The sequence below is a fragment of the Amycolatopsis sp. NPDC006131 genome, assembly GCF_040614175.1.
GTDB classification, from domain to species: domain Bacteria; phylum Actinomycetota; class Actinomycetes; order Mycobacteriales; family Pseudonocardiaceae; genus Amycolatopsis_E; species Amycolatopsis_E tucumanensis.
Window position 1 is genome coordinate 1 of the sequence record NZ_JBEXTX010000221.1, and the last position, 4,388, is coordinate 4,388.

General features: G+C 73.3%; 2 protein-coding genes and 1 pseudogene. All 3 read left to right on the forward strand.

The features are described from left to right. Window positions 1-316: 316 nt before the first annotated feature. Window positions 317-1,132 (forward strand): annotated as a pseudogene (gene aztB / locus ABZ215_RS43360) (zinc ABC transporter permease AztB); the annotation flags it as partial. A 1,076-nt stretch (window positions 1,133-2,208) separates the two neighbouring features. Next, window positions 2,209-3,099, forward strand: a complete 891-nt coding sequence (gene aztC / locus ABZ215_RS43365) for a zinc ABC transporter substrate-binding protein AztC (protein WP_354956763.1) — start codon at window positions 2,209-2,211, stop codon at window positions 3,097-3,099. A 34-nt stretch (window positions 3,100-3,133) separates the two neighbouring features. After that, window positions 3,134-4,240, forward strand: coding sequence for a zinc metallochaperone AztD (gene aztD / locus ABZ215_RS43370; protein WP_235716310.1), 1,107 nt, complete (start codon window positions 3,134-3,136; stop codon window positions 4,238-4,240). Window positions 4,241-4,388: the final 148 nt, after the last annotated feature.

Here is a 4,388-nt window from a genome sequence, read left to right on the forward strand (position 1 = left end):
CATCTGGGCACTGCTGCGCGACGGCCGCGAATTCCACCACTCACCGCCGCCCATCAGCCCTACAGCTGCTTGACACGATCATTGAGACTCCCCGGACGACGTTCCGGTGGGTGCTGCGCGCCTGGACAACACTCCGTTGAGTGCCACGCCCGTCAGGCTGGTGTTCCGTGTCATTGGCCCTCCCTGCGACGGCACTCCGGTGAGTGGCGCGCCCCGGACCCACACTCGTCGAGCGCAACGCTCGTCCGGATCGTGCTCCGCGTCATAGCTCCTCCCCTTTGTAACGATAATCGTTTTCACTATAGGGTGACCCACTGTGGAGTGGTTGATCGCCCCGTTCGAGGTGTCCTTCGTGCAACGGGCTTGGTGGGGAGGGGTCCTGGTGTCGGGCGTGTGCGCGCTCGCCGGGACGTGGATGGTGTTGCGGGGCCTGGCTTTCCTCGGTGACGCGATGTCGCACGGCATGCTGCCGGGGGTCGCGCTCGCGGCCCTGTTCGGCGGCAGCCCGGTGCTCGGCGCGGCTCTCTGCGCCGGCGCGATGGCGGCCGGGGTCACCGCGCTCGGCCGGTCGCGGCGGATATCCCAGGACACGAGCATCGGGTTGCTCTTCGTGGGCATGCTGGCCCTGGGCGTGATCATCGTGTCCAGGTCGCAGTCGTTCGCGGTGGACCTCACCGGGTTCCTGTTCGGCGACGTTCTCGCGGTCCGCGACCGGGATCTGCTGTTCCTGGCGGTCGCGCTCGCCGTCGCCGGGGTCGTGGCGCTGCTGGGGCACCGCTCGTTCGTCGCGCTGACCTTCGACGAGCGCACCGCGCACACCCTCGGTCTCCGGCCGCGCCGGGCGCACGCCGCGCTGCTCGGCCTGGTCACGCTCGCGATTGTGGCGTCCTTCCACGTCGTCGGCACGCTGCTGGTGTTCGGCCTGCTCGTCGCGCCTCCCGCGGCCGCCCTGTACTGGGCGCGGCGCGTCCCAGCCGTGATGTTGATCGCCGCGTTGCTCGGCGCCTTCGCGACGACGGCCGGGCTGCTGATCTCGTGGCACTGGGGCACCGCCGCCGGCGCGACGATCGCCGCGGTGGCCGTGGCGCTGTTCGGGTTGTCGGCCCTCGCCGCGCGCCTGCGGGACCGCGTGCCGCGCAAGGCGCTCGCCCTGCTCGCCACACTTCCGCTCGCGGCCTGCGCCCCGGAACCGCCGCCCGCCGAACCGCCGCACGGCTACATCGAGGGCGCCGAGGAAACCGCCGAGGCGCAACCCCGGCTGGTGCTCACCGACCGGGCCGGTGCGGTGCGCGTGCTGGACCTGATCACCGAGTCGATGACCGAGCTGCCGCCGGCGCCGGGCGTCGAGCGCATCGCCACCGACGGGCGCTTCGCGTACCTCTCCGCGGGAAGCACCGTGCACGTCGTGGACAGCGGTTCCTGGATGGTCGACCACGGCGACCACGTGCACTACTACCGCACCGCGCCCACTGCGGCGGGCACGCGTCCCGGCGGCCCGGTCCTCGCCGCGCACGCCGACAGCACAGTGACTGCGCTGGTGGCCGAGGGGCGCACCGCGCTGTCCGGCCGGGAAACCGCGGGGGTGGCGGTCCCGCTGGGGGAGCGGCTGGTGGTCGCCGACGGCGCAGTCGAGGTCCGCGGCCGCGACGGGGTCACCGAACGCGTGCTGGAGCCGGTCTGCGCCGATCCGCGCGGGTCCGCGGTCACGCGGCGCGGTGTGGTGATCGGCTGCGCGGACGGTGCCGTGCTCGTGTCCGGAAAGGACTTCGCCGCGGTCCACATCCCTTATCCCGCCGGCGGTCCGCGGGCGTTGGAGTTCACCCACCGTCCCGGCAGCGCCACGCTAACCGCCCGCGCGGGCGACCGGGGTGTCTGGGTGCTCGACGTGACCGAGAAGACCTGGCGGTTGCTGGATACCGGGCCGGTGGTGGCCGTCAACGCGGTCGGCTCCGGCGGAGCCGTGCTCACGCTGACCGCCGACGGCGTGCTGCACGCGCTGGACCCGGAAACCGGTGCGGAGACCGCGCGCCGTCCGTTGATCACCGGTCCGGTCGATCCGGGCGCCGCGATCCACCTGGACACCAGCCGGGCGTACGTGAACGACGTCGCCGCACGGGTCGTGCATGAGATCGACTACGCCGACAACCTGCGGATCGCCCGCGCCCTGCCCACCGGCATCGCGCCGGCGCTGTTCGTGGAGACCGGGCGATGAGGCGGCTGGTGGCCGCGCTGGCGGCGTTGCTGCTCGTGGCGGGCTGTTCCGGCGCCGGTGACCGGGCCGGGGTGGTCGTGACGACGAACATCCTCGGCGACGTCACCCGCGCGATCGCCGGGGACCAGGCCGAGGTGACCGTGCTGATGCGGCCCGGCGCGGACCCGCACTCGTTCGCGTTGTCCGCGCAGGAGGCCGCGTTGCTGGAGGACGCCGGCCTGGTCGTCCACAACGGACTGGGCCTGGAGGAGGGCGTGGCGCGCAACGTGGACGCGGCCGTCCGGGCCGGTGTGCCGACGCTGGCCGCGGGCGAGGCCGCCGACCCCATTCCGTACGCCGGGGGCGAGCCGGACCCGCACTTCTGGACCGATCCGCGGCGGATGCGCGCGGTGGTGCTGGCGATCGCGGACGAGGTGGCCGGTGTGCCCGGGGCCGACGCGGCGGTCGTGCGGGCCAACGCGGACGCGTACGTGCGTGAGCTGGACGCGCTCGACGCGTGGATGGCCGAGCGCTTCGCGACGATCCCGGCCGAGCGGCGCAAGCTGGTCACCAACCACCACGTATTCGGTTATCTCGCCCAGCGCTACGGCTTCGAGGTCGTGGGCGCGGTCGTGCCCAGCGGCACCACGCTCGCCTCGCCGAGCCCGTCCGACCTCGCCGAGCTGGCCGCGGCGATCCGCGCCGCCGGGGTGCCCGCGATCTTCGCGGACTCCTCGCAGCCCGACCGTCTCGCGCGGGTGCTGGCCGACCAGGCCGGAGTGCGCGTGCGGGTCGTCCCGCTGCACTCCGAGTCGCTCACCGCGCCCGGCGGGGGAGCGGCGACCTACCTGGAGCTGATGCGGTCCAACACCGACGCGATCGTCTCCGCACTTGCCGGTTCCCACTGAGAAAGGTTGTTCCGTGAAGAGAGTTGTACTGTCCATTGTGGCTGGTCTGGTGCTGGCCGGGTGCGGCACGAGCCCGTCCGCCGCGCCGGAGGTCACCGACCCGGTCGTGGTCACCTACGACGGGGGGATCCTGGTGCTCGATGGCGACACGCTGGAGCAGAAGGCGGACCTGCCGCTGGCCGGTTTCAACCGGCTCAACCCGGCCGGCGACGACCGGCACGTGATGGTGTCCACCGCGGAGGGCTTCCAGGCGCTCGACGCGGTGTCGGCGGAGCTGACGGACGTGAAGTTCCCCGGCGCGAAGCCCGGTCACGTCGTCCGGCACGCCGGGCGGACCGTGTTGTTCTCCGACGGCACCGGGGAGGTCACGGCGTTCGACCCGGCCGGGTTGTCCGGCGGGCAGCCGGCGACCGAGGTGTACCGGGCCGCCGAGCCGCACCACGGGGTCGCCATCGAACTGTCCGACGGGCGGCTCGTGGTGACGCTGGGCAACGAGGAGGAGCGGCGCGGCATCGCGGTCCTAGATGACGCGCGGAAGGAGCTCACGCGCAGTGAGGAGTGCCCCGGCGTGCACGGCGAGGCGACCGCGGCCGGCGAGGCGGTGGTCATCGGCTGCGAGAACGGGGTGCTCGTCTACCGCGACGGCGTGATCCGGAAGGTGACCAGCCCGACGGAGTACGGCCGGATCGGCAACCAGGCCGGTTCGGACGCGTCGCCGATCGTGCTGGGCGACTACAAGCAGGACGAGGACGCGGAGCTGGAGCGGCCGCGGCAGGTCTCGCTGATCGACACGGTGGCGGGGACGCTGAGGCTGGTCGACATCGGCACGAGCTACACGTTCCGCTCGCTGGCGCGTGGCCCGCAGGGTGAGGCGCTGGTGCTCGGCACCGACGGCGGGATCCGGGTGATCGACCCGGTGAGCGCGCAGATCGTGCGGACGATCCCGGTGACGGGGCCGTGGGAGGAGCCGCTGGAGTGGCAACAGCCCCGCCCGGCGATCTTCACCCGCGGCGCCGACGTGTACGTCACTGACCCGGCGACGCGGCAAGTGCACCTGATCGACCTGGCGACGGGGGAGAAGCGCCGGAGCGTGACGCTGCCCCACGAGCCGAACGAGCTCAGCGGGGTGGCAGGGCACTGACGGGAGGGGCGGTCACCGGTCGGTGGCCGCCCCTGCCGTGGCGATCTGGCTGCCGCAGGCCGCCAACGCGGCCCCGGCTGCCGCCGCGGCGGGGCGCTCCGGGGCGCTCCGGGGCGCTCCGGGGCCCGCTCGCGCCCTGGGGCGCCGC